Raw genomic sequence first — 3021 nt, forward strand, 5'->3', positions numbered from 1 at the left:
TGCGCGTGATCGGCGCCCGCCCCTCCCGCCGGGGCGGCCCGCGCGCCCGGGGCCCCCGCGCTCGGGCCGGTCGCCCCGCGTCCGGTTCCGCAAAGCCGGGTTTCGGCTTCCCGCGGCGCGACGACCTGCAGTTCGAGCTGCTGGTCAAGGAGCTGGCCTGACCGTCACGCCGTGAAGCGGCCCGTGCGCTTGATCTCCGGGTAGTCGGTGGTCGCCCCGTCCAGCTGCAGGGCCCGTACGAGCCGCAGGTGGTCCTGGGTGTTCACCACCCACCCGATGATCCTCAGGTCCGCCTTCCGGGCATGTTCCACGACCTCCAGGGTGAGCCGCCGGATGTTCAGGCAGACGGTCGCGGCACCGGCCGCCGTCGCGCGCTCCACGACGTCGGTGCCGTAGCGGCTGGCGACGAGCGCGGTGCGGACGCCCGGCACCAGGCGGGAGATCTCGGCGATCGCCTCGTCGTGGAACGAGGACACCTCCACACGGGACACCAGGTCCCGCTTGTGCATCACCTCCGCCAGCGCCCGGGCCGCCGCCACGTCCTTGATCTCCGCCTGCAGCGGCGCCCTCACGGCGTCCAGGACCTCCTCGAAGACCGGGACGCGCTCGCCGCGGCCCGCGTCCAGGGCGCGCAGCTCGGCGAGGGTCTTCTCGGCGATCGGGCCGCTTCCGTCGGTCGTGCGGTCCACCTCCGCGTCGTGCATGACGACCAGGGCGCCGTCCTTGCTGAGGTGCAGATCGAGTTCGATGAGGTCGAGGCCGGCCTGCTGGGCGGCGACGAAGGAACGCAGGGTGTTCTCGGGCTCGACGCCCATGACACCGCGGTGACCGATGGTAAGGAAGTTCAAGGTTCAACTCGCTTCCGTCGACGGCGGCTCGGCTCGCGCGCGGACGGGGCGGTCATCGGGGACGTCGCTGTCCACGCGGCAGATTCGCAGCCTAATGGCCGGGTCTCCCGATGAACCCGCGCATACACGCGGGGATTGGGGTGACACGCGGGGTGTACCGGGCGCGCGCCTGGCCGTGCCGGTCTGTGCCCCCCGCCGGAGGTCACCCTCGCGTGGGCGAGTCCCCCGAGGATTGACCGGCTGGATCCGAGCGGTGACCGTCCGTGTCCGCCGGCCCTCCTGGAGTCGTCGCGTCGCGGGCGAAGTGAGCGCCGTCACGGTTTCTCACAGGAAAAAGCGCGGTGACCATGGTGATGCGCAGGATAATTTCCCGGTCCTCCTCTTGCTGGGAGAAACCTCGTACGCATACGGTGTGCATACGCGAGCTTCTCCCGTGGAGGATGGGACATGACGGAAATTCTTGTGCAGGTGGGCGCGGAGGGACAGGTTCCTCCCATGACCAGGGTGATTGAGCACCCGGCCTGGCCCGTGCTCAAGGATGCCGTGGAACGGATCCGGCCATGGCAGTCGACGGACGGGTCGATCGACTTCGACGCCGAGGGTGCCCCGGACCGGGCCGACGCCGAGCAGGCCGTGCGCCGGGTCATGGACGCCGTCGAGGAACTGTCCCCGTTGCTCCCGCACGACGCCGACTACCACCAGGCCCTGGCGAAGGACCTCGACCGCTGGGCCGACGGCGGCTTCGGGGTGCCGGACTTCCTCGACTCGCTGCTGGCCTTCCAGCCCGCCGCGGGCCGTGCCGACGGCCTCCAGCACCTGGTCGTCTTCCCGATGTACACGCAGAACGGCAACCCGGACCGCAACCTGGAGGCGGTCGTGCTGCGCATGGTCTGGCCGGAGTGGCTGGCCGAGCTGGAGCGCACCCGGTACGACAACCCGCTGTTCTGCGGCATCAAGTTCGAGGACTTCACGGCGGGCTACGACACCAACTCCGCCGTCCTCTTCCCCGAGACCATCGCCGTGCGCGAGGCGCCGGAACGATTCACCTGGGGTGGCATCTTCTGCGACCGCGAGGCCGCCCGCTTCCGCCGGGTGACCGACGCCGCCGTCGACATCCTCGGCCTCGAGCTGCCCGAGGACATCGCCGCGATGGTCCACGACCAGAAGCGCTGCGAAGAGGCCTTCGTGCTGTGGGACATGGTCCACGACCGCACGCACAGCCACGGCGACCTGCCGTTCGACCCGTTCATGATCAAGCAGCGCCAGCCGTTCTGGATGTACGGCCTGGAGGAGCTGCGCTGCGACCTCACCGCGTTCAAGGAGGCCGTGAAGCTCGAGGCGGACGGCGTCCCGCAGGCCCGCGACGTGCAGTACGCGGTGCTCTTCGACCGGATGTTCCGCTTCCCGCTCACCGGCGACCGCAACCGCAACTATGACGGCCTCGGCGGCCAGCTGCTCTTCGCCTACCTGCACAAGCACGACGTCGTGCGCTGGACGGACAACAAGCTCACCATCGACTGGCAGCGCGCCCCGCAGGTCACCAACCAGCTGTGCGCCGAGATCGAGAAGCTCTACCGCGACGGCATAGACCGTCCGAAGCTGGTGCACTGGTTCGCCGGCTACGAGCTCGTCTCCACCTACCTCGCCCCGCACCCGGGCTCGAAGTGGGCCAAGGGTCCCGACGCCCTGGACCTGACCCTGCCGCCGCGCAAGCTCGTGGATGACGTGCTTCCGGACGAGTTTCCGCTGAGCATGTTCTTTGAGGCACTGTCCAAGAAGCTGAAGAACGTGATCGCCTCCACCAAGGGGATCACGGCGGACAGCGCCGAGCGGGTCGCCGCGTGAGCGACCGCGCCCGTAAGACTGCTCAGGAGGCGAAGAACATGGGGAACGGGAACGGGGCACTGAGCGGCGCGGTGATCGCGGTGGCCGGCGCGGGCGGACCCGCCGGCCGGGCGGCACTGCTCCGGCTGGCCGAGGCGGGCGCGACCGTCGTCGGGGCGGACAACGACCCCGAGCGGCTGTCCGAGGCCGTGGACGCGGCGCGCTACGCGTCCGGCGGCGCCACCGTCACCGGAGACACGGTGGACCTGCTCGACCTGCAGTCCACCCGCGACTGGGGGGCCCACCACCCGAATGACGATGGCGCGGGGGGGCGGGGCGGGCACACCCT

The 3021-nt window shown here is 70.3% G+C and carries 2 protein-coding genes and 1 pseudogene; 2 read left to right on the plus strand and 1 reads right to left on the minus strand.

What is annotated here, in order from left to right:
* Positions 1 to 164: 164 nt before the first annotated feature.
* Positions 165 to 848 carry a glycerophosphodiester phosphodiesterase gene (locus tag ACFW2E_RS12535; RefSeq protein WP_384465514.1) on the minus strand — a complete coding sequence of 228 codons (684 nt, stop codon included), beginning with the start codon at positions 846 to 848 and terminating at the stop codon, positions 165 to 167.
* 447 nt (positions 849 to 1295) lie between these two features.
* Here ACFW2E_RS12535 and ACFW2E_RS12540 point away from each other — a divergent pair, with 447 nt between their 5' ends.
* Positions 1296 to 2693 (plus strand): DUF6421 family protein, encoded by a 1398-nt coding sequence (locus tag ACFW2E_RS12540; RefSeq protein ID WP_384465516.1) that lies wholly within the window; start codon positions 1296 to 1298, stop codon positions 2691 to 2693.
* Between the two features lie 38 nt (positions 2694 to 2731).
* Positions 2732 to 3021 (plus strand): annotated as a pseudogene (locus ACFW2E_RS12545) (short-chain dehydrogenase); the annotation flags it as partial.

Source organism: Streptomyces sp. NPDC058964 (assembly GCF_042741275.1).
In the GTDB taxonomy this organism is placed as follows: domain Bacteria; phylum Actinomycetota; class Actinomycetes; order Streptomycetales; family Streptomycetaceae; genus Streptomyces.